The organism is Bradyrhizobium sp. Kon37 (assembly GCF_055807535.1).
Map to the genome: position 1 here is coordinate 1 of NZ_JBVVOY010000035.1, position 26,333 is coordinate 26,333.

26 protein-coding genes, 1 tRNA gene and 1 pseudogene are annotated in these 26,333 nt (G+C 64.0%); 11 read left to right on the top strand and 17 right to left on the bottom strand.

The window, feature by feature from the left end; all coding sequences use genetic code 11:
• Together AC0L3J_RS34335 and AC0L3J_RS34340 are read left to right on the top strand one after the other, a co-directional pair.
• A pseudogene (locus tag AC0L3J_RS34335) lies at positions 1-177 on the top strand (LabA-like NYN domain-containing protein); the annotation flags it as partial.
• Positions 158-832, top strand: coding sequence for a uracil-DNA glycosylase (locus tag AC0L3J_RS34340; RefSeq protein WP_027567290.1), 675 nt, complete (start codon positions 158-160; stop codon positions 830-832). The pseudogene AC0L3J_RS34335 and the gene AC0L3J_RS34340, both read left to right, overlap by 20 nt.
• A gap of 8 nt (positions 833-840) precedes the next feature.
• On the opposite strand, the gene AC0L3J_RS34345 is transcribed toward AC0L3J_RS34340, so the two are convergent.
• The 4 genes from AC0L3J_RS34345 to dapA are packed head-to-tail and all read right to left on the bottom strand — an operon-like array spanning position 841 to position 3,320.
• Complete coding sequence (locus tag AC0L3J_RS34345) at positions 841-1,422, bottom strand: peroxiredoxin (protein WP_473350022.1); 582 nt, start codon at positions 1,420-1,422, stop codon at positions 841-843.
• Between the two features lie 4 nt (positions 1,423-1,426).
• Positions 1,427-1,900: an SsrA-binding protein SmpB gene (gene smpB, locus AC0L3J_RS34350; protein WP_027518360.1), complete on the bottom strand. Its 474-nt coding sequence runs from the start codon at positions 1,898-1,900 to the stop codon at positions 1,427-1,429.
• A gap of 59 nt (positions 1,901-1,959) precedes the next feature.
• Entirely contained in the window at positions 1,960-2,376 is a 417-nt protein-coding gene (mscL, locus tag AC0L3J_RS34355) for a large conductance mechanosensitive channel protein MscL (protein WP_027567293.1), read from the bottom strand.
• Positions 2,377-2,429: 53 nt separating this feature from the next.
• Positions 2,430-3,320 (bottom strand): 4-hydroxy-tetrahydrodipicolinate synthase, encoded by an 891-nt coding sequence (gene dapA / locus AC0L3J_RS34360; protein WP_007603384.1) that lies wholly within the window; start codon positions 3,318-3,320, stop codon positions 2,430-2,432.
• A gap of 295 nt (positions 3,321-3,615) precedes the next feature.
• Between dapA and AC0L3J_RS34365 the strand changes: the two genes are divergently transcribed.
• Positions 3,616-6,033, top strand: coding sequence for a transglycosylase SLT domain-containing protein (locus AC0L3J_RS34365; protein ID WP_473350052.1), 2,418 nt, complete (start codon positions 3,616-3,618; stop codon positions 6,031-6,033).
• A 624-nt stretch (positions 6,034-6,657) separates the two neighbouring features.
• Here AC0L3J_RS34365 and AC0L3J_RS34370 read toward each other — a convergent pair.
• Together AC0L3J_RS34370 and AC0L3J_RS34375 are read right to left on the bottom strand one after the other, a co-directional pair.
• Positions 6,658-8,229 (bottom strand): porin, encoded by a 1,572-nt coding sequence (locus AC0L3J_RS34370; RefSeq protein WP_473350023.1) that lies wholly within the window; start codon positions 8,227-8,229, stop codon positions 6,658-6,660.
• 516 nt (positions 8,230-8,745) lie between these two features.
• On the bottom strand, positions 8,746-9,174 hold the full coding sequence (locus AC0L3J_RS34375; RefSeq protein ID WP_473295536.1) for an O-linked N-acetylglucosamine transferase family protein: 429 nt from the start codon (positions 9,172-9,174) through the stop codon (positions 8,746-8,748).
• A gap of 218 nt (positions 9,175-9,392) precedes the next feature.
• Here AC0L3J_RS34375 and AC0L3J_RS34380 point away from each other — a divergent pair, with 218 nt between their 5' ends.
• Both AC0L3J_RS34380 and AC0L3J_RS34385 read left to right on the top strand, forming a co-directional pair.
• Positions 9,393-9,551 (top strand): hypothetical protein, encoded by a 159-nt coding sequence (locus AC0L3J_RS34380; RefSeq protein WP_473350024.1) that lies wholly within the window; start codon positions 9,393-9,395, stop codon positions 9,549-9,551.
• Between the two features lie 694 nt (positions 9,552-10,245).
• Positions 10,246-10,338, top strand: a tRNA-Ser gene (locus AC0L3J_RS34385).
• Positions 10,339-10,492: 154 nt separating this feature from the next.
• On the opposite strand, the gene AC0L3J_RS34390 is transcribed toward AC0L3J_RS34385, so the two are convergent.
• From AC0L3J_RS34390 to AC0L3J_RS34425, 8 genes are all read right to left on the bottom strand, one after another.
• The gene (locus AC0L3J_RS34390) at positions 10,493-10,759 is read right to left on the bottom strand and encodes a hypothetical protein (RefSeq protein ID WP_007611206.1); all 267 of its coding nucleotides are present in this window, start codon (positions 10,757-10,759) and stop codon (positions 10,493-10,495) included.
• A 1,709-nt stretch (positions 10,760-12,468) separates the two neighbouring features.
• Positions 12,469-13,947 carry an Asp-tRNA(Asn)/Glu-tRNA(Gln) amidotransferase subunit GatB gene (gene gatB, locus AC0L3J_RS34395; protein WP_473350025.1) on the bottom strand — a complete coding sequence of 493 codons (1,479 nt, stop codon included), beginning with the start codon at positions 13,945-13,947 and terminating at the stop codon, positions 12,469-12,471.
• The gene (locus AC0L3J_RS34400) at positions 13,944-14,246 is read right to left on the bottom strand and encodes a hypothetical protein (RefSeq protein ID WP_473350026.1); all 303 of its coding nucleotides are present in this window, start codon (positions 14,244-14,246) and stop codon (positions 13,944-13,946) included. Before AC0L3J_RS34400 ends, gatB begins: the two co-directional genes overlap by 4 nt.
• A complete protein-coding gene (gene gatA / locus AC0L3J_RS34405) occupies positions 14,237-15,712 on the bottom strand; it encodes an Asp-tRNA(Asn)/Glu-tRNA(Gln) amidotransferase subunit GatA (protein ID WP_473350027.1) in 1,476 nt (491 codons plus the stop codon). The genes AC0L3J_RS34400 and gatA overlap by 10 nt, the downstream gene beginning before the upstream one ends.
• Positions 15,709-15,921: a hypothetical protein gene (locus tag AC0L3J_RS34410; protein ID WP_007611210.1), complete on the bottom strand. Its 213-nt coding sequence runs from the start codon at positions 15,919-15,921 to the stop codon at positions 15,709-15,711. The genes gatA and AC0L3J_RS34410 overlap by 4 nt, the downstream gene beginning before the upstream one ends.
• An 82-nt stretch (positions 15,922-16,003) precedes the next feature.
• Positions 16,004-16,291: an Asp-tRNA(Asn)/Glu-tRNA(Gln) amidotransferase subunit GatC gene (gatC, locus tag AC0L3J_RS34415; protein ID WP_007603335.1), complete on the bottom strand. Its 288-nt coding sequence runs from the start codon at positions 16,289-16,291 to the stop codon at positions 16,004-16,006.
• Positions 16,292-16,367: 76 nt separating this feature from the next.
• On the bottom strand, positions 16,368-17,444 hold the full coding sequence (locus tag AC0L3J_RS34420) for an NAD(P)H-dependent flavin oxidoreductase (RefSeq protein ID WP_473350028.1): 1,077 nt from the start codon (positions 17,442-17,444) through the stop codon (positions 16,368-16,370).
• Between the two features lie 18 nt (positions 17,445-17,462).
• On the bottom strand, positions 17,463-18,443 hold the full coding sequence (locus tag AC0L3J_RS34425; RefSeq protein ID WP_456769608.1) for an NAD(P)H-dependent flavin oxidoreductase: 981 nt from the start codon (positions 18,441-18,443) through the stop codon (positions 17,463-17,465).
• Between the two features lie 97 nt (positions 18,444-18,540).
• On the opposite strand from AC0L3J_RS34425, the gene AC0L3J_RS34430 reads away from it, so the two are divergent.
• Positions 18,541-19,431: a LysR family transcriptional regulator gene (locus tag AC0L3J_RS34430; RefSeq protein WP_456769607.1), complete on the top strand. Its 891-nt coding sequence runs from the start codon at positions 18,541-18,543 to the stop codon at positions 19,429-19,431.
• A gap of 217 nt (positions 19,432-19,648) precedes the next feature.
• Positions 19,649-20,584, top strand: coding sequence for a cyclase family protein (locus tag AC0L3J_RS34435; protein ID WP_456769606.1), 936 nt, complete (start codon positions 19,649-19,651; stop codon positions 20,582-20,584).
• A gap of 48 nt (positions 20,585-20,632) precedes the next feature.
• On the opposite strand, the gene AC0L3J_RS34440 is transcribed toward AC0L3J_RS34435, so the two are convergent.
• Positions 20,633-20,851 (bottom strand): hypothetical protein, encoded by a 219-nt coding sequence (locus AC0L3J_RS34440; RefSeq protein ID WP_473350029.1) that lies wholly within the window; start codon positions 20,849-20,851, stop codon positions 20,633-20,635.
• A 46-nt stretch (positions 20,852-20,897) separates the two neighbouring features.
• Between AC0L3J_RS34440 and ruvX the strand changes: the two genes are divergently transcribed.
• Both ruvX and AC0L3J_RS34450 read left to right on the top strand, forming a co-directional pair.
• Complete coding sequence (gene ruvX / locus AC0L3J_RS34445) at positions 20,898-21,389, top strand: Holliday junction resolvase RuvX (RefSeq protein ID WP_007603328.1); 492 nt, start codon at positions 20,898-20,900, stop codon at positions 21,387-21,389.
• Positions 21,390-21,392: 3 nt separating this feature from the next.
• The gene (locus AC0L3J_RS34450) at positions 21,393-22,316 is read left to right on the top strand and encodes an AEC family transporter (RefSeq protein ID WP_473350030.1); all 924 of its coding nucleotides are present in this window, start codon (positions 21,393-21,395) and stop codon (positions 22,314-22,316) included.
• On the opposite strand, the gene AC0L3J_RS34455 is transcribed toward AC0L3J_RS34450, so the two are convergent.
• Positions 22,313-23,083, bottom strand: coding sequence for a lysostaphin resistance A-like protein (locus AC0L3J_RS34455; RefSeq protein WP_473350031.1), 771 nt, complete (start codon positions 23,081-23,083; stop codon positions 22,313-22,315). The genes AC0L3J_RS34450 and AC0L3J_RS34455 overlap by 4 nt on opposite strands.
• A 45-nt stretch (positions 23,084-23,128) precedes the next feature.
• Entirely contained in the window at positions 23,129-23,893 is a 765-nt protein-coding gene (locus AC0L3J_RS34460) for a M15 family metallopeptidase (protein ID WP_473350053.1), read from the bottom strand.
• Between the two features lie 177 nt (positions 23,894-24,070).
• On the opposite strand from AC0L3J_RS34460, the gene AC0L3J_RS34465 reads away from it, so the two are divergent.
• Positions 24,071-25,018 (top strand): aspartate carbamoyltransferase catalytic subunit, encoded by a 948-nt coding sequence (locus AC0L3J_RS34465; protein ID WP_007603315.1) that lies wholly within the window; start codon positions 24,071-24,073, stop codon positions 25,016-25,018.
• A complete protein-coding gene (locus AC0L3J_RS34470; RefSeq protein ID WP_473350032.1) occupies positions 25,018-26,325 on the top strand; it encodes a dihydroorotase in 1,308 nt (435 codons plus the stop codon). The genes AC0L3J_RS34465 and AC0L3J_RS34470 overlap by 1 nt, the downstream gene beginning before the upstream one ends.
• Positions 26,326-26,333 lie beyond the last annotated feature (8 nt).

Here is a 26,333-nt window from a genome sequence, read left to right on the forward strand (position 1 = left end):
CAGGCCGACGTCTTCACCGACCTCGTCGAGCTGCAGTCCAAGCTCGGCCGCGACCCGTCCGAACGCCCCGCCCCGCGTGACCGCGGCGACCGCGAGGCGCGCCACCACGCCCCGCAGTTCCTCCAGCGCGCGACCACGATGGCGCCGGCGAGGGGCGATGACGACTTCGAGGAGTGAGGCGGCCCGGTCAAGCCGCCAGCCTCTCAGCCTCGTCCCCGACCGTGACTGTCCGCTCTGTCCGCGCCTGGTCGCCTTTCGCGAGGCGAACCGCGCGCGCGAGCCATTGTGGCACAATGCACCGGTTGCGCCTTTCGGCGACATCAAGGCGCGCCTGCTGATCGTCGGCCTTGCGCCGGGAATGCAGGGCGCCAACCGCACCGGCCGTCCCTTCACCGGCGATTATGCCGGCGACCTGCTCTACGCGACGCTGCTCGAATACGGCTTCGCCAAGGGCAAATATCAGGCGCGTCCCGACGACGGCCTGAAGCTGGTCGACTGTCGGATCGCCAATGCGGTGCATTGCGTGCCGCCGCAGAACAAGCCGCTGCCGGTCGAGATCAACACCTGCCGGCAGTTCCTCGCGGCGAATCTCGCAACGATGCCGAACCTGCGCGCGATCGTCGCCCTCGGGCGTATTGCGCACGACACCGTGCTCAAGCCGCTGAACCTGAAGGGATCACAGGCCCCCTTCGGCCACGGCGCCGTGCATCAGGCCGGCGCATTCAGGCTCTACGACAGCTATCACTGCTCCCGCTACAACACGAACACCCGCGTGCTGACGCCGGACATGTTCCGCTCCGTGTTCGCAAAGGTGAAGGCCGACCTCGACTAATCCTTCGACTAGCCCGTGGCGGGATTGGCCTTCAGCCAGTCCAGGACATCGCCGGCGTTTCGGTCGGGCGGAAACACCGGATAGAACACATGCGTGATCCTGGCGTCGTCGACGATCAGCGCGAGGCGCTTGATCAGCGTCAGGCCCGCGACCTCCATGGTCGGCAAATTCAGGGCGCGCGTCAGCGCCAGCTTCTCGTCCGAGAGCACCGGGAACGGCAGATGCAGCCGCGAGGCCATCTCGGTCTGGTATGCGTTGCTCTGGGTCGAGAGGCCGTACACCTGCGCGGCGCCGGCGGCCTTCAGCTCGGCGAACAGATCGCGAAATGCGCAAGTCTGCGGCGTGCAGCCGCGCGCGCCCGGGATCATGTCCCAATCGTCGACCAGCGCGATCTTGCCGGGCTCGCCGGTGCGCGGATAGGCGAACACCACAGTCCGGCCACGCAGCGCCGAGAGCGCGACCGACGTGTCGTCAGTGGCGAGCAGGCTGACCGGCGGCAATGTCATGCCTTTCAGGTGCGCGGCGCCGCCGTCATCCGCGGGTGCGGGAATCCGGGTCCAATCGACCTCGAGCAGGTTTCTCTGAGTCATCCCGCTATCCCCTCGCCCGCATCAGGCGGCCCTTCTCCCGGCTCCAGTCGCGCTTCTTCTCGGACTCGCGCTTGTCGTGCAGCTTCTTGCCTTTTGCAACCGCTAGCTGCAACTTCGCGCGACCACGCTCGTTGAAGTAAAGCTTGAGCGGGATCAGCGTCATGCCTTCGCGGTCGACCGCGCCCATCAGCTTGTTGATCTGCTTGCGATGCAGCAGCAGTTTTCGCGGCCGCTTGGGCTCGTGATTGAAGCGGTTGCCCTGGAGATATTCCGGAATGGTGGCGTTGATCAGCCAGATCTCGCCATTCTTGGAATCGGCGTAGGATTCCGCGATCGTGCTCTTGCCGTTGCGGATCGACTTGACCTCGGTGCCGGTCAACGCGATGCCGACCTCGATCGTATCCTCGATCGCATAGTTGAAGCGGGCCTTGCGATTTTCCGCCATGACCTTGATCGGACGTTCGTTCTTGTCGGCCATGGAAGACAAACCTGATCGAGATGCGCGAGGACGCTAACAGTTTGGATGAAGCGCGCGCGTCAAGACTTCTTGAGGAGATCGCGGATCTCGGTCAGCAGCTCGACCTCGGCCGACGGCTTCGGCGGAGCGGCAGGCTCTGCCTCGTCCTTGCGCTTCAACTTGTTCATGGCACGGATCACCAGGAACAGCACGAAGGCAATGATGATGAAGTTGATCGTCAGCGTGAGGAAGTTGCCCCAAGCCAAGACGGCACCCTGCTTTTTCGCGTCCGCGAGATTTGCGGCGGTGACCTTGCCCGAAAGCGGCGTGAAGTAGTTCGAGAAGTCGAGACCGCCGGTGGCCGCACCGATGATCGGCATGATCACGTCGCCGACCAGCGACGTCACGATGGCGCCGAAGGCCGCGCCGATGATAACGCCGACCGCGAGGTCGACGACGTTGCCCTTCATGGCGAACTCGCGGAACTCCGTGAGCATCCGCGTGCCTCTTTCCTCGATCGCCATGAAAAGCTCCCTCATCGGCTAGCGCGTCAGTTGATGAGGCCAGCATGAACCATCGCGCTACGCACGGCAACGCGGGTCGGTTCGGTGACCGGCACCATCGGCAGCCGCAGCGTCTCGTCGAGCTTGCCGAGCAGCGACAGCGCGTACTTGATCGGCGCCGGATTGCTCTCGATGAAGAGGTTGTTGTGCAGCGGCATCAGCTTGTCGTGCAGCTTCAGCGCGGTGGCATGATCGCCCTTCGCCCAGGCGGCCTGGAACTCCGAGCACAGCCGCGGCGCGACGTTCGAGGTCACCGAGATACAGCCATGGCCGCCATGGGCCATGTAACCGAGGATGGTCGCATCCTCGCCCGAGAGCTGGTTGAAGTCCTCGCCCATCGCCGCGCGCTGCTGCGAGACGCGGACCATGCTGGCGGTGGCGTCCTTGACGCCGGCGATGTTCTTCAGCTCCCACAGCCGCGCCATGGTGTCGACCGACATGTCGATCACCGAGCGCGGCGGAATGTTGTAGATGATGATCGGAATCCCGATCGCGTCGTTGATCGCCTTGAAGTGCTGGTACATGCCTTCCTGGGTCGGCTTGTTGTAGTAGGGCGTCACGACCAGAACCGCATTGGCGCCCGCCTTCTCGGCGTGCTGGGCGAGCTCGATCGCCTCCTTGGTCGAGTTGGAGCCGGCGCCGGCGACGACAGGCACGCGGCCTTTCGCTTCCTCGATGCACCATTCGACGACCTTCTTGTGCTCGTCATGGCTCAGCGTCGGGCTCTCTCCGGTGGTGCCGACGGGAACCAGGCCGTTGGTGCCCTCTGAAATCTGCCAGTTGACCAGGGAGCGAAACGCCGCCTCGTCCAGCGAGCCGTTCTTGAACGGCGTGACCAAGGCGGTGAACGATCCCCGGAATTTTGTCTTGGCTGCCATGGACTTCCTCCGTACGCGGCAATCTTGAGCGCAGGCCGCATTCATATCGGGTCTATCCCGCCGGTAAAAGACCCGCTCCCGTCTGACGCACCGTTTAGGCCGCGATTTTGCCGCGGTGGTGGTGCAAACCGGGCGAAGGTAAGCGGCTGTTGGTAATTTGTCCGCATATTCAATCAAATACAGCCAGATCTTGTACAGCTAGGTCTTGAGCCAATTGACTGATTCGGGGCGACGAAACGCCGTGATCTCATTTCCGCGCGCCGCATGGCGATCCACCGGCCTGATCGTGTGCCTGATGGCAGGGCTGTCGGCCGGCTGCGCCGCCTGGGCCAAATCCAATGAGACAACCGCGGAAACCGCCAAGGAAACAGCGAAGGAAACCGCGAAACCCGCAGCCAAGCCAGCCGCCAAGGACACTACGAAAGGTGCGTCCAAGGGAACCGGCAAGGAAACTCCGAAGGACGCCGCCAAGGGGGCAAGCAAGGGGGCAAGCAAGGGCGCGCCCAGTGCCCCCGCCAAGGATGCCGCGAAGAAGCCTGCCAAGGATGCGGGCAAGGATGCTGGCAAGACCGCAGGCAAGGAACCTGCGAAGGACAAGCTGAAGCCTACGGCTGCCCCGCCAAAGTCAACGCCGACCGCTGGCGGCTCGGTCCCGAAGACCGCCCCCGCGCCGGCTGCGACGGCCATCGTCAGACCGACCGCCCCGTCCCCCGCCAAGCCCGTCGCGGCTCCTGTCCTGGCTCCTGCGACCCGCCAGCATGCCGCCCCGCGCAAGCCGATCACACCGGCTGCGGTTGCCGCGACCTCGTCGACCTCGCAAGCCGACAAGGACACGCTGGAGACCGTGATCGAGCTCGTGCGCAAACGCAAGGCGGGCGACGCCACCAATGCAGCAGTCACGATCTCGGATCCCGTCGCGCGCAAACTCGCGGAATGGATCATCCTGCGCAGCGAGGACAATGGCGCGACTGTGGAGCGCTACCGCGCCTTCCTCTCCGCCAATCCGAGCTGGCCGTCGCAGACCTTCCTGCGCCGGCGCCTCGAGGCCGCGATGTGGGACGACAGGCGCGACGACCAGGTCGCGTGGTCGTGGTTCGAGAACGAATCGCCCGTGTCCGCCAAGGGCCGCTTCACGCTCGCCAAGGCGATGCTGGCCCACGGCGACCGCGCCAACGCCGAACGTCTGGTGCGCGATGCCTGGCGCAGCGACCCGATGTCGGAAGACACCGAGAACAACGCACTCGACCAGTTCGGCGCACTGCTGACGCCCGGCGATCAGAAGGCGCGGATGGACACGCTGCTCTACGGCAGCGAGAACGAGGCCGCACTGCGTGCTGCAAAGCGCCTCGGCGCCGGCTATGTCGCACTCGCCAAGGCCCGCATCGCCTCGCTCAAGAAGGCGCCGAACGCTCGTGCGCTGCTCGACGCCGTGCCGCGCGAGCTGCACGGCGATCCCGGCTTCATCTTCAGCAAGATCCAGCTGCTGCGCCGCGAGGAGAAATTTGCGGAAGCTGCCCAGCTCATGCTGTCGGCACCGAAGGATCCGGGCCGGCTCTACAATCTCGACGAATGGTGGATCGAGCGGCGCCTGCTGGCGCGCAAGATGATCGACACGGAGGAATTCCGCAGCGCCTATCTGATCGCGCGCGATGCCGCCCTGCCCTCGCGCGACATCTACAAGACCGAGCAGGAGTTCACGGCCGGCTGGATCGCGCTGCGCTTCCTCAACGATCCCGCGGCCGCCACCCAGCATTTTGCCCGCATCGGGATCGGCAGCGTCAATCCGACCACGCTGGCGCGCGCCGGCTATTGGCAGGGCCGCGCCGCGGAAGCGGCAGGCCGCCAGCAGGAGGCGCGCAACGCCTACGCGCGGGCAGCCGAGCAATCGACCAGCTATTACGGCCAGCTCGCACGCGCCAAGCTCGGCCTGCCGCAGATCGAGCTCAACGCTCAGCCGCGCAGCCGCGGTGCCGAACGGCTGGAGATCGTGCGCGCCGCCCAGCTGCTCTACGAGCTCGACGAGCGCGAGATGGCGATACCTGTTCTCGCCGACATGGGCGAGAACGGCGATCCCGAAGCGCTAGCCGGCCTCGGCGAGCTCACCCAGCGCCACAACGACGCGCGCGGCATGCTGCTGCTCGGCAAGGCCGCGCTCAATCGCGGGCTGCCGTTCGATTTCTATGCCTATCCCGTCAACGGCATTCCGCAGTTCACGCCGATCGGCCCCGAGGTCGAGCGCAGCATCATCTACGCCATCGCGCGGCAGGAGAGCGCCTTCAATCCCTCGGTCGTCTCGCCGGCGCAGGCCTATGGGCTGATGCAGGTGACGCCGGACGCCGCGCGCTATGTCTGCAAGCGCCACGGCGGGACCTACGATCTGGGGCGTCTGAAGAACGATTCGGCCTACAACGCTACGCTCGGCTCGGCCGAGCTCGGTGGGCTGCTCGAGGACTATCGCGGCTCCTACATCATGACCTTTGCGGCCTATAATGCCGGCCGCGGCAGCGTGAAGAAGTGGATCGATCGCTACGGCGATCCGCGCGATCCCAAGGTCGACGCGGTCGATTGGGTCGAGCTGATCCCGTTCTCCGAGACACGCAACTACGTGCAACGGATCATGGAGAACCTTCAGGTCTACCGCGCGCGCTTCGGCGGCGGCACGCGGTTGCAGATCGAGGCCGATTTGCGCCGCGGCGCCGGCAGCGTGGAATAGCGGCATCTTCTTTCGAAGCGAAAGCAGGTCCCCCGATCCCCCAGATATGCCGAATTGAGTGAGACAGCCCACGCTCGCTTTGGTAGTATCCATTTCGGGACAGAGATCTGCCGTCCCAACCACCAAGAAAAGGAGGAAAGCTATGAAGACGTTGGCAATGTCCGCTTTTGCTCTTGTCTCGATGTCGATCGTGCCGTTGAGCGCCGCCCCGCTGAAAGTCGCAGCCGAAACCAGCAATGATCCTAGGGTCCAATGCTCCCTGTCCAGTGGTGTGGGTCACAATTGCAGAAACGTTCTCAACTTCAAAACCTTCTACGAGTGCCAAACCAACAGGATGGAGAGGGGCTGGACCAGCATTGAGAGCTCCAACTACTGCCGAACCCTCGACGTGAAATAACGACGGTTTCTGTTTGGACTCCAGGAGGCCGCCTCTCTTGGCGGCCTTTTTCGTACCAAGAGCCGGGCATCGAGACCGCCTCTGCGCCTCAGAGGCGCGATGACGATCATCCCAATCTCATCGCGCTTTACCGACCATCGCCTGCTCTTCGACCCCAGGGATAAGACCACCAAAAAAAGCCCCGGCGGTTTCCCGCCGGGGCTCTCTGTCAGGTCGTTAGACCGAACTTACCAGTTGCGCTGAGCGCGGAGGAGCAGAACGAGCGTGTCCTGATCCTTCAGCTCGTACACAGCGGCCGGCTTGGCCGTGGCGCCGGCACCAGCGTAAGCAACAGTGCCCGCGTACTTCTGGTCGAGATGGGTCCAGGAGAGGTCGGCCGAGAACGTCAGGTTCTTGACCGGGGTCCAGCGGGTGATGAGACCGACCTGGCCGATGGCGAAGTCAGGATTACAACCCGTCACACCCGCGAGGCCACCGAACACGCCGCCAGCACCACCAGCGCCGCAAAGCGTGGTCTTGGCAAGCGTGCCGTACTGGGCCTGAGCGTAGGCACCGTAGATCGCGGTGTTCCAGTATGGATCCCAGTTATGGGTGTAAGCACCGCGGAAGCCCCAGGTCTTGACCGACTCCTGCGAGCTGCCCGTGACATACACCGTGTCCGGAGCATTGGCGAAGCCGACGCTCTGGTAGGCAATGCCGGAACCGCCGAACATCGAGTAGCTGCTGCCCGCGAGGTTCTGGAAGTTGTAGCGGGTCGCGCCATCGGTGTAGACGCCCTGGATGTTGATCACGTCACCCGCACCAGTCGGGATGTTCTTGATCGACAGAGCGAGCTGAGCAGCCCAACCCCACTTGTCGTCGGGGTGGCCAGTCGGCTCGGTGGCGCCGTAGTAGGCAACGTGGTTGTCATGCGCAGCCACCGACGCCTGGAACAGACCCCAGGCCTGGTCGACACGGACCATAGCGACGAGGTTCGGCGAACGGGTAGCGCCGATGCCGTTGGAGCCATAAGCGCCACCGATCATGCCGCCCGCAGTCGCGCCGGTCATGTTCAGGTTGCCGGCATCATAGTAGGCCGCCCGGTCTTCCGCCGAGAACGCTGCCGTCACGCCCTGACCGAAGTCAGCGGTGTAGGAGAACTGGTTGACACCAGTGACCGTGCCGCTGCCGCCGACGAGGCTGTCGAAGTTGTTGCCGGGATAGTTGGTCCAGGGCGCGTCGAACTGCGACACGGCCTTACCCATGGTGAAGCCAGCGAACTGGATGAAGGCGTAGTACACGCCGAGCGAACCGCCCGAGGTGCCGCCGTCGTTGCCGTTGATCGACCCACCGACGAGCGCCGGGGCCGCGCCGGAGGTGTTGAGCGCCAGCGTGCTGCTGTAGGCAGTGCCGCCGGTCGCGCTGCCGGTTCCCTGATAATTGCCGGTCGTCCACGAGAACACGCCGTCAAAGAAGGTACGGACGACGCCGTACTCGGTCGCGGTGCGCGTGTCGATGTTGAGATCTTCACGAGCGCGCATGGTGTAGTAGTTCGTCAGGCGGTTGCGCGCACCGTTGTTACCGGATTGCTGACCGCTGTAGTCCGAGTTGGTGTTCAGCGCGACTTCAGCGCGCAGATAACCACCCAGCTTGATGCAGGTGTCAGTGCCGGGGATGTAGTAGAAACCCGCACCGTACAGGGAGCAGATCTTCACGTATTCGACCGCTTTGGCCTTCACGGGGAGATCGGCTGCCTGCGCTCCGCCAACAGCGAGCAGACCCGCCGCGGAACCGAGCAAAAGGCTCTTAACCAACTTCATGTTAAACCTCCAAGTTTGCCATAGGGAAGGTTCCGGATCCGCTGGGTGAAGACACCCTAAGGTTGGTTCCCTTGTCCCTTAAATTCACCGCTTAGTCGCTTCGCGCCTTCGGACACACCCGCTGAACGCGAGGGACTTAAGCGAACCACCTAAGACGGGACGACCTCGGGATGCCCCCCTCCGTCGCTCAGTCACAATTACCGAACGCCCTTGCACACACAACAACAGAACGCTTCAGAACCGGCCGATGGAGCGTGTTTTCCGGCGGGTGTTGCACAAATAACACGCAGATGTGATCAGAGCGGCTTTGTAAGGCATTGAATCTGCTGTGCTTTTTCGGCAGGTTTCATTGACGTCAAAAGTTCCGGCAAGGGCCAGCCACACCTGCGGAGACGCTCTGCTCTGGGTCTGAGCCGGTCGAATCGTGGAATCAACCAAGGACTCCCAAGGACTCGGCGCGGGCCACCGCTTCGGGAACTGGCTGGCCTGACCATTAAGCGGCTGCGATCATCATCCTCATCCGCGCGCTTGAACTTCGATATGATCCGGCGCCAAGCCGTCCTGATGTCGTTGATACATAGCCTCGAAAGCTGTCTCCAGCCGCTTGGCGTAGAGCGCGGCATCAAGCAGTGATGCGGCCAGGTGGCTCCCTTGCAGCCTTCGGCGAATATCCGCCAGCTTCTGTTTATCAAGCGCCAGTTCGATCGCGAGTGCTTCATAATCCGCACGCGTTCGCGTGATCAGCTCAGGCAGGCCGACAGCGCTCAGCAAGCTCGCCGCCACGCGACCGGCGAAACTATTCCCGATATGGGTCACTACCGGCAGACCAGCCCACAACGCATCGCTAGCCGTCGTATGTGCGTTGTAGGGCAGCGTATCCAGGAAGAGGTCGGCGAGGCGATGGCGCGCCAAGTGTTCGGATGAAGACTCGATTGGGCGCAGCACCGTCGATTGTCGCGACGTGATTATCACGCGGCATGAAGCTGCCGGGCAAACGGACAACCTTCTCGTCGAAGAATTGGCTGTTTTGATCTGGCAGCACGATTTGATCGGCAATGATGCAGCGGAAGAGCTCCCCTGCTCCCCGACGTTCCCGCGAACCCAAGATAGTTGACGACGATCGGAGGACTGGATGCAAACAACGACAGCCTGGCATTGTGCGTATGGCCTGCAAGATCAACAAGACTATCGATCTGCGCATCGTCGATCGCTTTCAGGACTTGGCCGTCGAGCTCGTGCTCGCAATCGACAAAGCAATGAATGATTTTTCGAGCCGCTTGCGGAGATCGCTGTTGTCGTCAGGGCCGATTGAAAAGGCATAAGTCTCCAAGCGGTGCGGATGTTGCCTATCGATATCTCGCGGTGAGGTACCCAGCTGGATGCTCTGCGTCCTGACATCGTAAGTAAGATAAGATCCGTAGCGGCGCAGCCCGGCAGTCGAAGGAAGAGCGAGCGTGCCAGCCCGGCAGCCCTTCCCCGCTTTGATCTCGAGGGCGCTGTTCCAACTGAAAGAGCAATCGCCCCAGGACAGGCCCTCCCTAATTGCGGCGACGTCCGGCGCGACGGGGTAGCTCCTCAGCCGGCGAGCGAGTTATCCCGACTAATAGTGAGAGCGCCCTTCCCGCAGCCTGACACGGGACCCCGTCGGCCGATCTGAGGCGTCATCGCTCCATAGCTTGTGGCGAATCGCTGAAACAGACAATTAAATCAATCACTTGCAAATGATCGCTTGATGGAGGCGGTCGGCGACGAAGGCAGTCGTCCCCCGCGCGGGCCATCCGATCCAATTTTGAAAGTAAAATCAATCGTTTATGTGGAGGAAGGCAGCTCTCATCCGCGCCAAAACGACTCATAATACGGGCGCCAGAACCTCCAGCTTTGTGTCCGTTATCGCGGCGTTATGTTCTCGCCCCGGGAGCAAACCGCTTGGTTTCGGAATTCGCTGGGAATATTCGAGCAAAAACACACGCTTCCAAATTGACCAGCCCAAGTAATTAGATGCATAAGGCTCGCACCGGAGAGGTGGCCGAGTGGCTGAAGGCAACGCTTTGCTAAAGCGTCATACGGTCTCAAGCTGTATCGAGGGTTCGAATCCCTCCCTCTCCGCCACCGCTCAGCAGAATGCGAGATCTGTGCGTTCCTTCCGCTGACGCGCGACGGTGGCCTCATGCCGCTCCGAATCCGGTTGGCGGAGCACGAGGGAACCTGATTCAGCGAAAATCAGCTTTCACCTGCGAAACGACGGCCAGGACGCGATCTCCGCTCAGTGGGCGGAGACCCACGCCCTCGCCTCGCGCTGCGCGGCCGAGATGTCGGCGTCCGACATCTGCCCGGCGACTTCCTGGCGCAGCGTCACGGCGTCCTTGCGGCCCTTGAGCGCGGCGAGGTTGAACCATTTGTGCGCGGCGACGAGATCGACCAGACCGGAGCGACCGCTCGCCCAATAGAGGCCGCGCTCGAACAGCACGTCCGACAGCGCGCCTGCGTCGATCGGCGTCGCGGTCTCCAGATCGAAAGTACCCTGAAACATAACGCATCCCCTTTTTTCTTATGCCGCCTCGTCCCCCGAGCGCGGCTCCCGTCCGATCAACTGTTCAACTCATCCCCGAGGCTTTTTGCCCGTGCCGTTTGCCGGCTTGTTGGAGGTAATGATGGCGGGCAAATTTGAATGGCAGTTTAAGTATCGCGATGAAGCAGACGTAAACGCGCCCGCCCCAGGCGCGCACGACAAATGCAAGAAGCCCTTGTTTTGCAGGCACATCCGCAATTCGTCAGATTCGGTTTACCTTGGGATTTTGGGAGAACGATAACCATCGCGCACGGTGAGGCGCGTCCTGTGGTGTCCCCTCCGCTCTCGTCACCGGTATTCCAGAGACAGCAATGGTCCCACGAGAAGCTGCGGGGTACTGGATCGTCCGGTCGGAGCCGGGCCATGACACCGCGAATGAGAAGCGGCGCGCGAACAGCGTGCAATTGCGCCGCAGCCTCCCTGCTCAAGCAGGGCGCGCATATGAAGAAACATGTAGCTGGAAGCTCGACCGCGGCCATCCTTCGAGACGCCCGCCTGCGGCGGGCCCTCAGGATGAGGGACAAGTATGCGGCAACATCAACGCAGATGGATACAGCTGAGCCTCATCCCGAGGAGACCGCGAAGCGGTCGTCTCGAAGGACGAGGCGCTCGCTCAGGCACCGCTGAGACGTCATATGCGATAGCCCTGCCTGCTCAAGGGCTGCACAGCCCCGTCGCGCTCACAGATCAGCAATGTCGGGATTTGGGAATGCCGGCAATACCCCGGCCTCATGAGAACGAGGGCGTCGGCGAACACGTCAGGACCAGCTTCCACGTTGGCCCGAAGGCCACTTGTGAAATTGCGGAGCCCCTTACGGAGAACCGCACGAACGAAGAAAACTTGTTTCTTCTGCCGGACCGGCCTTGGCGAGCGAACCCGCGAAAGAGAACGATCCGACCGTTGACCTGATGTCTCGCCGACACCCTCTATCGTCGACCAGAACCTTCGAGAAGGCGCTGATGACGTGCCGGCTCTCTAGGAGCCGGCAACTTCAAAAAGCGAAGTTACTTCTTCTTGGCGACCTTGCGGGTCTTCTTCGCAGTCTTCTTCACTGCGCTCTTCGCCTTCTTCGCCTTCTTTGCCTTCTTAGCTTTCTTGGCCATGTTGCCCTCCGATGTGTGAGATGGCTTAATCGCTGCATGCAGTCGGGGATCGAGTGCACACTCATCCCGAATACACCAACACAACGAAAAAAACAGCGTCTCGCTTAAAGAAGTGTTGACGACGAAACGCGCCTGCGCTGGCGAACGCGATGCAAACGGACTGCACCACGTGTGCATGCGAGCGCAGAGAGTCCCCGTGGCATCGACGTTTGCAAAAGATGCGACCGCAGAAAAACACTATGCAACAAGTATTTTTCTGCACGCGCGCATCGCGCACGATCGATGTAATGACCTATCGCGCCGATCCCGCGAGCGCCTCGCGAGGGCGCTTCGCGGACTCTGAGTCGCGACTTTTGGCAACGAAAATATTTTCATGATTAACGGCGCGAGCGCTCGTCGGAGCGTGTGCAAGTCGCCGTTTTGCGCGAATCGCGTGACCGCGATTCGGTCGGCGTATCGCGTTCGATCGGGATGAAGTTCGTCGCCGAGGACGCGCGCGAGCGTCGCATCGCGAACCGAAAGCGAGGTGACGACGCCTGTCCGTCACCTCGTTCGAACGTGCGAGGTCAGATGCCGAGCTTGGACTTGAGCAGCTCGTTGACGCTCTGCGGGTTGGCCTTGCCGCCGGATGCCTTCATCACCTGGCCGACGAACCAGCCGAGCGATTGCGGCTTGTCCTTGACCTGCGCCGCCTTGTCGGGATTGGCCGCGATGATGTCGTCGACAACCTTTTCGATCGCCGAAAGATCCGTGACCTGCTTCATGCCGCGGCTTTCGACCAGCGCGCGGGGATCGCCGCCCTCCTGCCAGACGATCTCGAACAGATCCTTGGCGATCTTGCCGGAGATCGTACCCTCGCCGATCAGGTCGATGATGCCTGAGAGCTGTGCGGCATCGACCGGAGAGTCCGTAATATCCCGGCCTTCCTTGTTGAGACGGCCGAACAGCTCGTTGATGACCCAGTTCGCTGCGACCTTGCCGTCGCGCGCGCGGTTGGCGAGCTTCTCCAGCACGGTCTCGTAGAACACCGCGCTCTCGCGCTCGGCGACCAGCACGCTGGCGTCGTAGGCCGACAGGCCGAAATCCGCGACGAAGCGCGTCTTCTTCTGGTCCGGCAGCTCGGGCAGCTCAGCCTTCAGTTCGTCGACGAAACTTTGCGAGAACTCCAGCGGCAGCAGGTCGGGATCGGGGAAGTAGCGATAGTCGTGCGCCTCTTCCTTGGACCGCATCGACCGCGTCTCGCCTTTGTTGGGATCGTAGAGCCGGGTTTCCTGGTCGATCGCGCCGCCGTCCTCGAGGATTTCGATCTGGCGCCGGGCCTCGTACTCGATCGCCTGGCCGATGAAATTGATCGAGTTCATGTTCTTGATCTCGCAGCGGGTGCCGAGCGGCGCGCCCGGCTTGCGCACGGAGACGTTGACGTCGGCGCGCAGGGATCCCTTCTCCATGTCGCCGTCGCAGGTGCCGAGATAGCGCAGGATCGAGCGCAGCTTGGTCACATAGGCCTTGGCCTGCTCGGCATCGCGGATATCGGGCTTCGACACGATCTCCATCAGCGCCACGCCGCAGCGGTTGAGGTCGACATAGGACATGGTCGGCGACTGATCGTGCAGCAACTTGCCTGCGTCCTGTTCCAGATGCAGCCGCTCGATGCCGATCGTGGCGGTCTTGCCGCCGTCCAGTTCGACCACGACCTCGCCCTCGCCCACGATCGGCGACTTGTACTGGCTGATCTGGTAGCCCTGCGGCGAGTCCGGATAGAAATAGTTCTTGCGGTCGAACACCGAGCGCAGGTTGATCTGCGCATTGAGGCCGAGCCCGGTCCGGACAGCCTGTCTGACGCATTCCTCGTTGATGACCGGCAGCATGCCCGGCATCGCCGCGTCGACCAGCGACACATGCGTGTTCGGCTCGCCGCCGAACGCGGTCGAGGCACCGGAGAACAGCTTCGCGTTCGACGTCACCTGAGCGTGGACCTCTAGGCCGATGACCATCTCCCAGTCACCGGTTGAGCCCTTGAGAAGTTTGTGCGTGGCCGTGCTCATGTCTTGCTCCCGAGCAGCGTGGCAGCGATCCGATCCCACTCTGCTTGTAATGAATCCGTGGCCACAGGCTGGCCAGCCTGGCGGTACCAATAGCCGGCATTGCCGAGGTCGCCCTCGACGCGATGCAGATAGGCGTGCACCCAGGCGGCCTCGCGGCTGCTCTCATCCTGGACGATCTTGTGCGCCTGGTCCCAATCGCCTTCGGCGGCCCACCACAAGCCGGCGAGCGGCGCGCTGAGATCCGGCGCCGGCGCGGCGTCGTCGAGGCTGGCGATATACGCCGCCACGCTCACCACCATTTCGCTGGCGTGAAGCGGCCCGCGGCCTGCTCGATCACCTCGCCCAGCGAGAACAGCGTCTCCTCGTCGAAGGGCCGGCCGATCAACTGCAGGCCGAGCGGCAGGCCCTGCGCGTCCTTGCCGGCGGGCACGGCAATGCCCGGCAGGCCCGCCATGTTCACGGTCACCGTGAAGATGTCGTTGAGGTACATCTCGACCGGGTCCGCGCCGCCCTTCTCGCCGATGCCGAAGGCCGCCGACGGGGTCGCCGGCGTCAGGATCGCGTCGACGCCCTTGGCGAAGCAGTCCTCAAAGTCCTTCTTGATCAGCGTGCGCACCTTCTGCGCCCGCAAATAATAGGCGTCGTAATAGCCGGCCGAGAGCACGTAGGTGCCGATCATGACGCGGCGCTTCACCTCCGCGCCAAAACCTTCGGCGCGGGTGTTCTCGTAGAGTTCGTTGACGTTCCGGCCCTGCTCGCGCAGGCCGAAGCGCACGCCGTCGTAGCGCGCGAGGTTGGAGGACGCCTCCGCCGGCGCCACGATGTAATAGGCTGGCAAGGCGTATTTGGTGTGCGGCAGTGACACTTCAACGAGTTCGGCCCCGGCCGCTTTCAGCCAGGCCGCACCCGCTTCCCAAAGCTTTTCGATCTCGGCCGGCATGCCGTCGAGACGGTATTCCCTAGGAATGCCGATCTTCATGCCCTTCACGGACTTGCCGATCGCGGCCTCGTAGTCCGGCACGGCCATGTCGACCGAGGTCGTGTCCTTCGGATCGTGGCCGGCCATCGAGCGCAGCAGCATCGCAGCGTCGCGCGTGCTGCGCGCGATCGGACCGGCCTGGTCGAGCGAGGAGGCAAAGGCGACGATGCCCCAGCGCGAGCAGCGGCCATAGGTCGGCTTGATGCCGACCGTTGCAGTGAACGCCGCCGGCTGGCGGATCGAGCCGCCGGTGTCGGTCGCGGTCGCGCCCATGCAGAGCAGAGCCGCCACGGCGGAGGCCGAGCCGCCGGACGAGCCGCCCGGCACCAGCGTCGTGTTGCTCCCGTCGCGCCGCCAGGGATTGCCGACGGGGCCGAAGCACGAGGTCTCGTTCGACGAGCCCATCGCGAACTCGTCATTGTTGAGCTTGCCCAGCATCACCGCGCCGTCGCGCCAGAGCTGCGAAGTGATGGTGGACTCGTAGGTCGGCACGAAATTGCCGAGGATTTTTGAGCACGCCGTGGTGCGCACGCCCTCGGTCGCGAACAGGTCCTTGATGCCGAGCGGAATGCCGGCGAGCGGCCCCGCGTCACCCTTGGCGATCTTCTCGTCGACGGCCTTCGCCATGGCCCGCGCCTGGTCCGGCGTCTCCATGACGAAAGCATTGAGCACGCGCGCGGCTTCGATCGCGTTCAGATGCGCGTCGGTCAGCTCGAGGGACGTGAAAGTCTTGGCCGCGAGGCCCTTGCGGGCCTCCGCGAGCGTCAGCGATGTCAAATCGGTCATTTATTGATCGGGCTGCAGAAGAACGGAGACAGGGACTTGTCGTTGGCCGGGTCGTCTTTTTTGGCGGCCGCTTTCGCAGCTGCCTCGATCTCGTCGAGCACGGCATTGACCGCGACGTTGGGGTCGGCGGCCTTGCCCTGCCGCTCCATCTTGTCGAGATAGTTCATGTAGGCCTGATAGGCCTTCTCGTCGTCGCAAAGCATGCACATCGGACTTCGTCCTGAGACTCTTTAGTTGACGCGTTTTCTTTACGCGAACCGGCTTCCACTTCGCTCGAAAACGCTACGTAAATTACTCAACAACCTTCGGCACCAGGAAGAAGTGACCTTCGGTCGCGGGCGCGTTGGCAACGATATCGTCGGCGATCTCGCCGTCATTGACCAAATCCTGCCGCTTCTTCATCTGCATCGGGGTAACCGAGGTCATGGGCTCCACGCCCTCGACATTGACCTCCGAGAGCTGCTCGACAAAGGCGAGCATGGCGTTGAGCTCGCCCTGCAGATGCGGAACCTCGCCCTCGGAAACCGCAATGCGCGCCAGATGCGCGATGCGGCGGACGGTAGCGGCGTCGACGGACATTATATAAGGCCTCTCACGGCAAAACCTATGTGCCGTATAGCAGAGGCCGCTTTTGCGCCGCAACCGGCGCCGGGAGCTATCCGGCCAGCGCCTTCATCCGGGCCAGGGCCGATTTGGCGAGATCGCGGGTCAGTTCAGCTGCCGGGACCTCGCGGCCCAGGGCGATGGCCTGCCCGGCCCAGAGATTGGTGAAATCCACCCTGCCCTGCTTTTCGGCCGCGGCCTTGAGCGGTCCCAGCGCCGTTGCGGCATGGGGAAATGGCGGTGCGTCCGGCGAAATCGGGCCGGCCTCGCGCATCAGGCGGTTCTGCACGCCGCGCGCCGGCCGCCCGGTCATGACATTGGTGATGACGGTGGAATCATCCCGCCCCTCGGCGAGCGCCGCGCGGGCCGCCGTACTGACCTTGGATTCCGGACAGCGCAGATAGGCACTCCCGATCTGCACGCCGGCCGCGCCGAGCGCGAAGGCGGCTGCGATGCCGCGGCCATCCGCAACACCGCCGGCCGCAATCACCGGGACCTTCACGGCGTCGGCCACCTGCGGCACCAGCGCAAAGGTGCCGGGCTGTTCCGAGATCTTGTCGGTCAGAAACATGCCGCGATGGCCGCCGGCCTCCGCGCCCTGCGCGATCACCGCGTCAGCGCCGTGCTGCTCGAGCCAGATTGCTTCCCTCACCGTGGTCGCCGAGGAGATGACGAGACATCCGGCCGCCTTGACCCGCTTGAGCAGCGCGGCCTCCGGCAGGCCGAAATGGAAGCTGACGATCTCGGGCCTCAGCTCCTCCACGACCTCGCAGAAGCCGGCGTCGAACGGCGCGCGGTTTGCGGCATTGATGGGTGCGGCAGGATCGAGGCCATGCTCATTGTAGTAGCCCGCGAGGCGGTGCTTCCAGCGCGCCTCCGCCTCGGCCGTGAGCTCGACCGGTGTGTGGCAGAAGAAATTCATGTTCACCGGCGCGGAGACGCGCTGCCGGATGATGTTGACCTGCTCGCGCGCCTTGTCCGGCGACAGCATCGCGCTCGGCAGCGAGCCGAGCCCCCCGCCTTGCGCAACGGCGATCACCAGCTCCGCGTCCATCACGCCGGCCATCGGCGCCAGCACGATCGGGAATTCGGTCTTGAAGAGATCGATCAGTCGACGGTTCGGCCACATGGTTGTGTCTCGTATGTTTCAGGCGATGGAGGCGATGAAGTTGCGTCGGCCAGCAAGATGCCGCTCGGCTTCGGCGGCAATCCGCCCGACGATCTCGGCCGCCGGTGGAATATCATGGATCAGGCCGACCGCCTCGCCCGCGATCACCGCAGCGATGTCGAAATTCCCGGCTGCCTTCGCAGCCGCATAGTCGGCCCCGACTGCGGCGACATTCTGCATCAGCTCGACCTCGCGGCCGATCCAGCGTCTGGCGTGATCGTTGACTAGGCACCGGCCGGTAAACGGCGCGGGCCAGACATTGTTGCGGGAGAGATCGAAAATGATGCCGCGCACCGTTGCGCCACTATCTGCCGCGCAGATACGCCGCTTGGCCTCTTCCGCACCATCGGCCTCCTGGCTCGCGTAGAAGCGCGTGCCGAGCAGCACGCCGCCCGCACCGAGCATCATCATGGCCGCAAGTCCCCGCCCATCGGCAATACCGCCGGCCGCCACCACCGGCACACGACCCGCGGCAAGATCGACGATTGCCGGCACGAGATCGATCGTGGTGCGCGAGGCGCCGTGACCGCCGGCCTCTGTCCCCTGTGCGATCAGGACATCGGCGCCCGCATCGAGCGCTTGCCGCGCCATCGTCTCGTCCTGCACCTGGCAGATCAGGCGGGCCCCGGCGCATTTGATGCTGGCTGCGAAGGGTGCGGGATCGCCGAACGACAACATGATCGCGGATGGGTTTGCGGCGAGTGCGATGTCGAGAAGTTCGGGCCGCTTGGCGAGGCTCCAAGTTATAAAGCCGATCCCGAACGGCGCTTTCATGCCGGCGAGCTTGGCAATCTCCTGCTCCAGCCAAATCCTCTCGCCGTAGCCGCCGCCCAGGATGCCGAAGCCCCCGGCACGGCTCACCGCCGCCACGAGGCGGCTGCCTGCTACCACGTCCATCGGCGCCAGCAGGATCGGATGCTCAATCTCCAATAGCGTGGTCAGCGACGTCGCGATCGGCATGGCTCCTCCCTGGTCTGGACAGCGAGACTAGGCGCGAATACCATTCTCTAAAATTGAATTCTAACGAACGCTACCATCTCAAAAGCGAAACGATATTATGGAACTCAGCGACATCCAGACCTTCGCCGCCGTCGCCCGTACCGGGGGCATCACCCGCGCGGCCGAAGAGCTCAACACGGTGCAGTCGAACGTCACCCAGCGCGTGAAGGCGCTGGAGGCGGAGATCGGTACACCGCTGTTCGAACGCCACAGCCGCGGCATGACCCTAACCGGCGCGGGCAAGCGCCTTTTGCCCTACGCGCAACGAATGTCCGCATTAGCGCGCGAGGCCGTGCTCGCTGCCTGCGATGACGGCGAGCCCAAGGGACCGCTTGCGATTGGCTCGATGGAAACGACCGCGGCGGTGCGGCTACCGCCATTGCTCGCGGACTTTCATCACCGCTTTCCCGCCGTCCGGCTGAGCCTGCGCACCGCGCCCACCGCCGACCTCGTCGCTTGCGTGCTCGAAGGCACGCTCGACGGCGCCTTCGTCGCAGGTCCGATCGCGCATGCCGATCTCATCGCGACAAGCGCGTTCCGCGAAGAGCTGGTGCTGGTCAGCGCGCGGCGCTGGGCCACACTCGCCGAGCTGCGCGCCGGCACGCCGGAATCCGGCCCGACCGCGCTGGCGTTCCGCACCGGCTGCACCTACCGGCAGCGGCTGGAACAGATCTTTGTCGAGTTCGGCTGGCCGTCAGCCGCACGCTTCGAGCTCGGCACGCTCGACGGCATGATCGGCTGTGTCGCCGCCGACATGGGCGTGACGCTGCTGCCGCGCGCCGTGGTCGAACGCAGTGCGATCAACGGCAGCGTGTCGATGCACGCGCTGAGCCATTCGCACGCGCAGGTCGAGACGCTCTTCATCCAGCGTCGTGCCGGACATCAAACCAGCGCGCTGAGCGGGTTTGCCGCCTGCCTGAAGCAAGACGACGATGTCATCGCGGCCTGAGATGCCAGCGCGTTCCACCGCGCGAAATTCACCGTCACAAATCTGTCGTACTTGATTTAATCGACGCTGCACTTGGCGAGTGCTGCGTTCAGCCGCCGCAGCATGGCACCGCGAAAAGTTTTTGAAGCGCACGGCTTTTCTACGTTAGGATGAGCGACTGGCCAGCGCGAAATCATAACGAAGCCAAACATCGGCAAAAACATCGGGAGGACTATCGATGCGCAATACGCTCGTGTTGTGCTGTGTCGCCGCGTTGTCTGCGACGATCGAAACAGCAAGCGCTCAAGACTGGACCAAGTCGAAATGGGGGCCGAACGACGAGATTGGTGCGGCCAACTACATGACGCCCGAACTCGTGCTGAAGGCCGCATCTCTGGTGAAGACCGGAAAGACCTACGCACTCGGCATTCCCGTTACACCACAAACGCCCGCCTATCCGCCGCGCGCATTCAAGCTCACCATCGTGCAACCCGGACAGGCCGGCATCCCGGGTTTGGGCCCGAACAAGGCCACCTACAATGACGACATCCTCGACACCTGGGTCGGCATCGGCAGCCAGATCGACGGCCTTGGCCATCTCGGCGTCGAGCACGTCTATTACAACGGCAACAAGCTCGCCGACTTCGCCGACCCGAACGGGTTGAAGAAGCTCGGGATCGAGAAGGTCCCGCCGATCGTCACCCGCGGCGTGCTCCTCGACATGGCGGCCTATTACAACACCGATATCGTGAAGGAAGGCACCGCCTTCAACGTCAAGGAGATCGACGAGGTCGCCAAGAAGCAGGGCGTTGAGATCCGCCAGGGCGACGTCGTCATCTTCCACACCGGCTGGCTCAGCCTGATCGGCAAGGACGACAAGCGCTATTCGGCCGGCGAGCCCGGTCTCGGCGTCGAAGGCGCAAAATACCTGACCAGCAAGGGCGTCGTCGCTATCGGTGCCGACACCTGGGCGCTCGAGGTGCTGCCGTTCGAGTCCAAGAACGTATTCGAGGTGCACCAGATCCTGCTCGCGATGAACGGGACCTACATCCTCGAGAACATGGATACGGCCGCGCTCGCCCGGGACAAGGGCTATGAATTCCTGTTCGTGCTCGGCCAGCCGCGCTGGACCGGCGGCGTGCAGGCGATGATCAACCCGATCGCGATCCGCTGATCCGATACCGGGCGAGGACCCTGCCGTCCGCAGACGCCCTCGCCCGGCCTATCTCTCCGACTTGAGATGCCAGCGCCGCAACGCAACCAAAGCCCAGATCGCCTCGACCACGCCGAACGGCCAGGCCCCTTGCAGGAAGCCGTAAGCCGAACCGAGCACGCAGGACATTGCGAACAGCAGCACGAACCAGTGGCTGCGGTCTTCCAGGGCGTAAGTGACCAGCATGGCTGTCACGGCCAACAAGCCGAATAATGTCAGCGCATCCATGTTCCGGGTTCACTCCGTAGCGCGACGCGTGATATGCGCTAACACCATGCCGGCTCTTATCCTGCCTCTCGTCGATGCTGCAACCCACTGGCCCGAACGCGGCGGGTTGGTCGGACTCGATCTCGGTACCAAGACCATCGGCGTTGCCGTGTCCAATCCGGACCGCCGGTTAGCGACCGGCGTCGAGACCATCCAGCGCAAGGCGTTCAAGCAGGATGCCGCCCGGCTGCTCGCGATTGCCAGTGAACGCAAGGCCGTCGGCTTCGTGCTCGGCCTGCCCATCAACATGGATGGCAGCGAAGGCCCGCGCGCCCAATCCACCCGGGCGTTTGCCCGCAACCTCGCCGGCCTGACCGCGCTGCCCATCGGCCTCTGGGACGAGCGTCTGTCGACCGCCGCGGTCGAGCGCGAATTGATCGGCATGGACGTCAGCCGCGCCAAGCGCGCCGAAGTGATCGACGAGCACGCGGCGATCTTCATCCTGCAAGGCGCGCTCGACCGCCTCGCCAATCTGCGCGCAGCCCCGGGGCCTGACTGATCCATGGCCGTCGTGATCGCGGCGCTCCTCCCCGTCTTCATCCTCATCGTGCTCGGCGTGGTGCTGAAGCGCAGCCTGATGCGGCTCGAGACGCAATGGAACGGGCTGGAGCGGCTGACCTATTACGTGCTGTTTCCGATGCTGCTGATCCAGACGCTGGTGAAGGCCGACCTGTCCAGGGTGCCGGTGGCCGGCGTCGGCGGCGCGCTGCTGCTGTCGGCGCTGGCGATGTCGCTGCTCTGCCTCGCGCTCCGCCCGGCCCTGTCGCGTCTCGATATCGACGGCCCCGCCTTCACCTCGATCTTCCAGGGCGCGATCCGCTGGCAGACCTATGTGGCGCTGTCCGTCTCCGCCAACATGTTCGGCGAGGTCGGGCTGGCGCTCGCCTCCGTCGCGATGGTGGCGATCATTCCGCTGGTCAACGTCCTCAGCGTGGCGGTGCTCGCGCACTACGCCGCTCCGGAGAAGCAATCCGCGCGGGCGATCGTCATGACGGTTGTCCGCAATCCCCTGATCTGGGCCTGCGTGATCGGCCTCGTCATCAATGTCATCCACCTGCCGCTGCCCAGGATCTGGCATGAGGTGGCAGACGCACTTGGCCGCTCCTCCCTCGCCATCGGCCTGCTCGTCACCGGCGCCGGCCTGCATCTTGAAGGCCTGCTCCGCCCCAGCGCGGCCGCCGCTATCGGCGTGGTGTTCAAGCTGGTGCTGATGCCGATGGTCGCGCTGGTGCTCGCCGTCTGGTTCGGACTATCCGGCGACAGCCTCGCGATCGTCGCGATCTGCGCCGCGGTGCCGACCTCGACCAGCGCCTATGTGCTGGCCCGCCAGATGGGCGGCGATGCCCCGCTGCTGGCGCAGATCATCACGTTGCAGACGATTTTGGCGGCGATCACGATGCCGATCGCGATCGCGCTGGTGGCCTAGCTCCCCAGCCACATCGTCAGCACCACCGCCGTCAGATTGTTCAGCGCGTGCAGGACGATCGTGAGCCAGAGCGAGCTGCTGCGATAACGCATATAGCCGAACCACAGGCCGATGGAGAAGACCTCGGCGAGGAAGTACAGGTCGTATTGCAGATGCACGACCGTCCACAGCAGCGACGACAGGACGATCGCGCCGGGCACGCGCAGGAAGCTCGCCGACCAGCCGCGGTAGAGGAAGCCGCGCGCCAAAACCTCTTCCGACATCGGCGCAGCCACGCTGAAGGCGAACAGCAGGAAGAAGGCTGCGCCCTTGTCGCGGCCGGTTTTCAACAGATCGGTCATGAAGCCCGGCGTGGCCTCGCGGCCGAGGCTCCGCGACATCGTCTCCCAGGCGACCACGATCAGGATCAGCCCGACGGCGCCGAACAGGAGTTGCTTCCAGGACGGCCAGCGCAGCGCAAGATAGTCGACGAAGGAGGCCTTCTTGATGCGGATGGCAAGCCACACCGCGGCCAGTGTCGCCGGCAGGCCCATGATCACCGACAGCGCGAGCGTCTGCGGCTCGCCGCCGACGAGCTGAAGCGAGGCGAGGTCCATCGGCAGGCCACGCTGCACCGCCAGCAGAAGGATGGCGCCGATCTGCCCGACGAACATTGCAGCGAAAATGACGACGCCCCATATCGCCGTGCCCCAGAATTTCCAGACGCGCGTCGCCTCGTGCGCTGGCGTCACGGTCAGCGGCGGATGATCGGGATTGAGCGAGTCCATCAAGGCGCTTTCATTGGGGAGCATTCCGGGCGGGTCGGTTGCGATCTACTTCGTCCGCGGCGGAATCGGGAAATCATAGGCCGCCCCGCCCGCCCCCGGCAGTGAAAAGTGCCACCACTCCTTCGCATAGTTCACAAAGCCTTGCCTCGCCATCGCAGCCACGAGCCGCTTGCGCCAGGCGCGCTGGTCCGGATTGATCGACGGTGCGGCGGTGTGCCCTTTCGCGTCGGTGCAGTCGTAACCGGTGCCCATGTCGACGCTGCCCTCCGGCAATCGCGCCTCGACCGGCGCGGTACAGTCGGCGTAGCCCTTTGACGGGTCGTATTTGCCTGAATTGTCGGCCTTGAGATCGACCAGCGTGAGATCGAGCGCGGCGCCGGTCGAATGCTGCGAGCGGCTTGCGATGTAGCCGAGGCGGAACAGCTCGGTCTTGGGAATTTTCGGATTGTAGCGCCGCTCGGCGGCGGTCTCGTGGCCGTTCTGCGACCACTGGACCATGTCGAGCGAGGCCCGCGCGGGCCGGTAGCAGTCGAACATCTTCAACGAGAGATTTTGCGCCGCCAGTTCCTGCTGCACCGCCTTCAGCCGCAGCCCAACCTCCCGCTTCACCACGCATTCGCCGGCGCCGTAGCCGGCGAGCGGACGGCCGACGAAATTGTTCGAGGTGGCGTAGCGGATGTCCTGGATGATGCTGGGGTCGATGTCGTGCAAATAGACGAAACCGCCGGGAAGCGATTGGGCGTGGGCTGACGACACTATGGTTATCGCTATGGCCGCAATTAGAAGTGATCTCACAATATCCCTCCGCATCGTCATGGCCGGGCTTGTCCCGGCCATCCACGCCCTTTTTGCGCCGAGCGTGCAAGATCGTGGATGCCCGGGACAAGCCCGGGCATGACGGAGGAAGGAGCACTACCGGGGGATAACTCCCCGCCCGGGCTTTGGCCCTTGCCCCCCCGGCCATCCCCGCCTATAGCTCTCGCTTTAATGACATCGAAATCGACCTTCGTCCTCGGCCACCGGCATTTGCTGGGCATCGAGGGCCTTTCCGCGGCCGACATCACCGGCCTCCTCGACCTGTCCGAAGAATATGTCGAGCTCAACCGCCAGGTTGACAAGAAGCGCACCGTCCTGCGTGGACGGACGCAGGTAAACCTCTTCTTCGAGGCTTCCACCCGGACCCAATCCTCGTTCGAGCTCGCCGGCAAACGGCTGGGCGCCGACGTCATGAACATGTCGGTGTCCTCCTCGTCCATCAAAAAGGGCGAGACGCTGGTCGACACCGCCATGACCCTCAACGCCATGCACCCGGATATCCTGGTGGTGCGCCATCACGCTTCCGGCGCGGTGGAACTGCTGGCTCGCAAAGTTGACGGTTCCGTGATCAATGCCGGCGACGGCGCGCATGAGCATCCGACACAAGCCCTGCTCGACGCCCTGACCATCCGCCGCAACAAGGGCCGGCTCGAGGGCCTCGTGGTCGCGATCTGCGGCGACGTGCTGCATTCGCGCGTCGCCCGCTCCAACATCATCCTGCTCAACGCGATGGGCGCCCGCGTCCGCGTCGTCGGACCCTCCACGCTGCTGCCGCCCGGCATCGAGCGGATGGGCGTCGAGGTCGCGCGCGACATGCGCGAGGGGCTCAACGGCGCCGACATCGTCATGATGTTGCGGCTCCAGCGCGAGCGCATGAACGGCTCCTTCGTGCCGTCGACTTCCGAGTATTTCCATTATTTCGGGCTGGACCAGAAGAAGCTCGCCTACGCCAAGCCAGACGCCCTCGTCATGCATCCCGGCCCCATGAACCGCGGCGTCGAGATCGACACTGCGGTCGCTGACGGCGCGCAGTCCCTGATCCGCGAACAGGTGGAAATGGGCGTGGCCGTGCGCATGGCGGTGCTGGAAGCGCTCGCCCGCAACCTGCCGAACGCGTGATGCTCATGTTGACCGACCGCCGACCCATCCTGCTTGCCAACGCCCGCGTCGTCGACCCCTCCCGGGATTTCGATGGCCCCGGCGATGTCCTGATTGCCGACGGCATCATCCGGGAGACCCGCCGCGGCATTGGCGCTGCCGGCGTCCCCGAAGGCACCGACGTCGTCAACTGCGCCGGCAAGATCGTCGCACCCGGCCTGATCGACATGCGCGCCTTCGTCGGCGAGCCCGGCTTCAGCCATCGCGAGACCTTTGCCTCCGCGAGCCAGGCGGCTGCGACCGGCGGCATCACCACCATCATCTGCCAGCCTGATACCTTGCCGGTGATCGACAACTCGGCGACCGTCGACTTCGTGATGCGTCGCGCCCGTGACACCGCGATCGTCAACATCCAGCCGATGGCAGCGCTGACCAAAGGCATGCACGGCGAGGAGATGACCGAGTTCGGCCTGCTCAAGGCGGCCGGCGCGATCGCCTTCAGCGACTGCGACAAGAGCGTGATCAACGCGCAGGTGATGCGCCGCGCTTTGACCTACGCGCGCGATTTCGACGCGCTGATCGTGCACTACACCGAGGATCGCGATCTCGTCGGCGAAGGCGTGATGAACGAGGGCGAATTCGCCTCGCGGCTCGGCCTGATGGGCATCCCGAACGCGGCGGAGGCCGTGATGCTGGAGCGCGACATGCGCCTGGTCGCGCTCACCGGCGGCCGCTATCACGCGGCCTCGCTGACCTGCATCGAGTCGCTCGACGTGCTCAAGCGCGCCCGCGACGCCGGCCTCGCCGTGACCGCATCGGCCTCGATCAACCACCTTGCGCTCAACGAGAACGACATCGGCCCTTACCGTTCGTTCCTGAAGCTGTCGCCGCCGCTGCGCACCGAGGACGACCGCCGCGCGCTGGTCGCCGCCGTCGCCTCTGGCCTGATCGACGTCATCATGTCCGACCACAACCCGCAGGACGTCGAGGTCAAGCGCCTGCCTTTCGCGGAAGCAGCTCCCGGCGCCATCGGGCTGGAGACCATGCTCCCGGCGGGCCTTCGCCTCGTGCACAATGAGGAGCTGGACCTCAAGACGCTGATCCGGGCGATGTCGACTCGGCCGGCCGAGATTTTGGGATTGCCTGGCGGAACCCTGCGCACAGGCAGCCCCGCCGACGTCATCGTGATCGACCCAGATGTGCCCTGGGTGGTCGATCCCGCCGACCTCAAATCGCCCTGCAAGAACACCCCGTTCGACGAGGCCCGCTTTACAGGCCGCGTGGTGCGCACCATTGTCGGCGGACGGACGGTGTACGAGCATGTCTGACGTGCGGA

Bases quoted from the DNA above. Each gene is read 5' to 3' on its own strand.
- AC0L3J_RS34340 (WP_027567290.1), top strand. From the start codon at position 158: ATGACGACTTCGAGGAGTGAGGCGGCCCGGTCAAGCCGCCAGCCTCTC.
- AC0L3J_RS34345 (WP_473350022.1), bottom strand. From the start codon at position 1,422: ATGACTCAGAGAAACCTGCTCGAGGTCGATTGGACCCGGATTCCCGCA.
- smpB (WP_027518360.1), bottom strand. From the start codon at position 1,900: ATGGCCGACAAGAACGAACGTCCGATCAAGGTCATGGCGGAAAATCGC.
- mscL (WP_027567293.1), bottom strand. From the start codon at position 2,376: ATGCTCACGGAGTTCCGCGAGTTCGCCATGAAGGGCAACGTCGTCGAC.
- dapA (WP_007603384.1), bottom strand. From the start codon at position 3,320: ATGGCAGCCAAGACAAAATTCCGGGGATCGTTCACCGCCTTGGTCACG.
- AC0L3J_RS34365 (WP_473350052.1), top strand. From the start codon at position 3,616: ATGGCAGGGCTGTCGGCCGGCTGCGCCGCCTGGGCCAAATCCAATGAG.
- AC0L3J_RS34370 (WP_473350023.1), bottom strand. From the start codon at position 8,229: ATGAAGTTGGTTAAGAGCCTTTTGCTCGGTTCCGCGGCGGGTCTGCTC.
- AC0L3J_RS34380 (WP_473350024.1), top strand. From the start codon at position 9,393: ATGGCCTGCAAGATCAACAAGACTATCGATCTGCGCATCGTCGATCGC.
- AC0L3J_RS34390 (WP_007611206.1), bottom strand. From the start codon at position 10,759: ATGTTTCAGGGTACTTTCGATCTGGAGACCGCGACGCCGATCGACGCA.
- gatB (WP_473350025.1), bottom strand. From the start codon at position 13,947: ATGAGCACGGCCACGCACAAACTTCTCAAGGGCTCAACCGGTGACTGG.
- AC0L3J_RS34400 (WP_473350026.1), bottom strand. From the start codon at position 14,246: ATGGTGGTGAGCGTGGCGGCGTATATCGCCAGCCTCGACGACGCCGCG.
- gatA (WP_473350027.1), bottom strand. From the start codon at position 15,712: ATGACCGATTTGACATCGCTGACGCTCGCGGAGGCCCGCAAGGGCCTC.
- AC0L3J_RS34410 (WP_007611210.1), bottom strand. From the start codon at position 15,921: ATGTGCATGCTTTGCGACGACGAGAAGGCCTATCAGGCCTACATGAAC.
- gatC (WP_007603335.1), bottom strand. From the start codon at position 16,291: ATGTCCGTCGACGCCGCTACCGTCCGCCGCATCGCGCATCTGGCGCGC.
- AC0L3J_RS34420 (WP_473350028.1), bottom strand. From the start codon at position 17,444: ATGTGGCCGAACCGTCGACTGATCGATCTCTTCAAGACCGAATTCCCG.
- AC0L3J_RS34425 (WP_456769608.1), bottom strand. From the start codon at position 18,443: ATGCCGATCGCGACGTCGCTGACCACGCTATTGGAGATTGAGCATCCG.
- AC0L3J_RS34430 (WP_456769607.1), top strand. From the start codon at position 18,541: ATGGAACTCAGCGACATCCAGACCTTCGCCGCCGTCGCCCGTACCGGG.
- AC0L3J_RS34435 (WP_456769606.1), top strand. From the start codon at position 19,649: ATGCGCAATACGCTCGTGTTGTGCTGTGTCGCCGCGTTGTCTGCGACG.
- AC0L3J_RS34440 (WP_473350029.1), bottom strand. From the start codon at position 20,851: ATGGATGCGCTGACATTATTCGGCTTGTTGGCCGTGACAGCCATGCTG.
- ruvX (WP_007603328.1), top strand. From the start codon at position 20,898: ATGCCGGCTCTTATCCTGCCTCTCGTCGATGCTGCAACCCACTGGCCC.
- AC0L3J_RS34450 (WP_473350030.1), top strand. From the start codon at position 21,393: ATGGCCGTCGTGATCGCGGCGCTCCTCCCCGTCTTCATCCTCATCGTG.
- AC0L3J_RS34455 (WP_473350031.1), bottom strand. From the start codon at position 23,083: ATGGACTCGCTCAATCCCGATCATCCGCCGCTGACCGTGACGCCAGCG.
- AC0L3J_RS34460 (WP_473350053.1), bottom strand. From the start codon at position 23,893: ATGCGGAGGGATATTGTGAGATCACTTCTAATTGCGGCCATAGCGATA.
- AC0L3J_RS34465 (WP_007603315.1), top strand. From the start codon at position 24,071: ATGACATCGAAATCGACCTTCGTCCTCGGCCACCGGCATTTGCTGGGC.
- AC0L3J_RS34470 (WP_473350032.1), top strand. From the start codon at position 25,018: ATGCTCATGTTGACCGACCGCCGACCCATCCTGCTTGCCAACGCCCGC.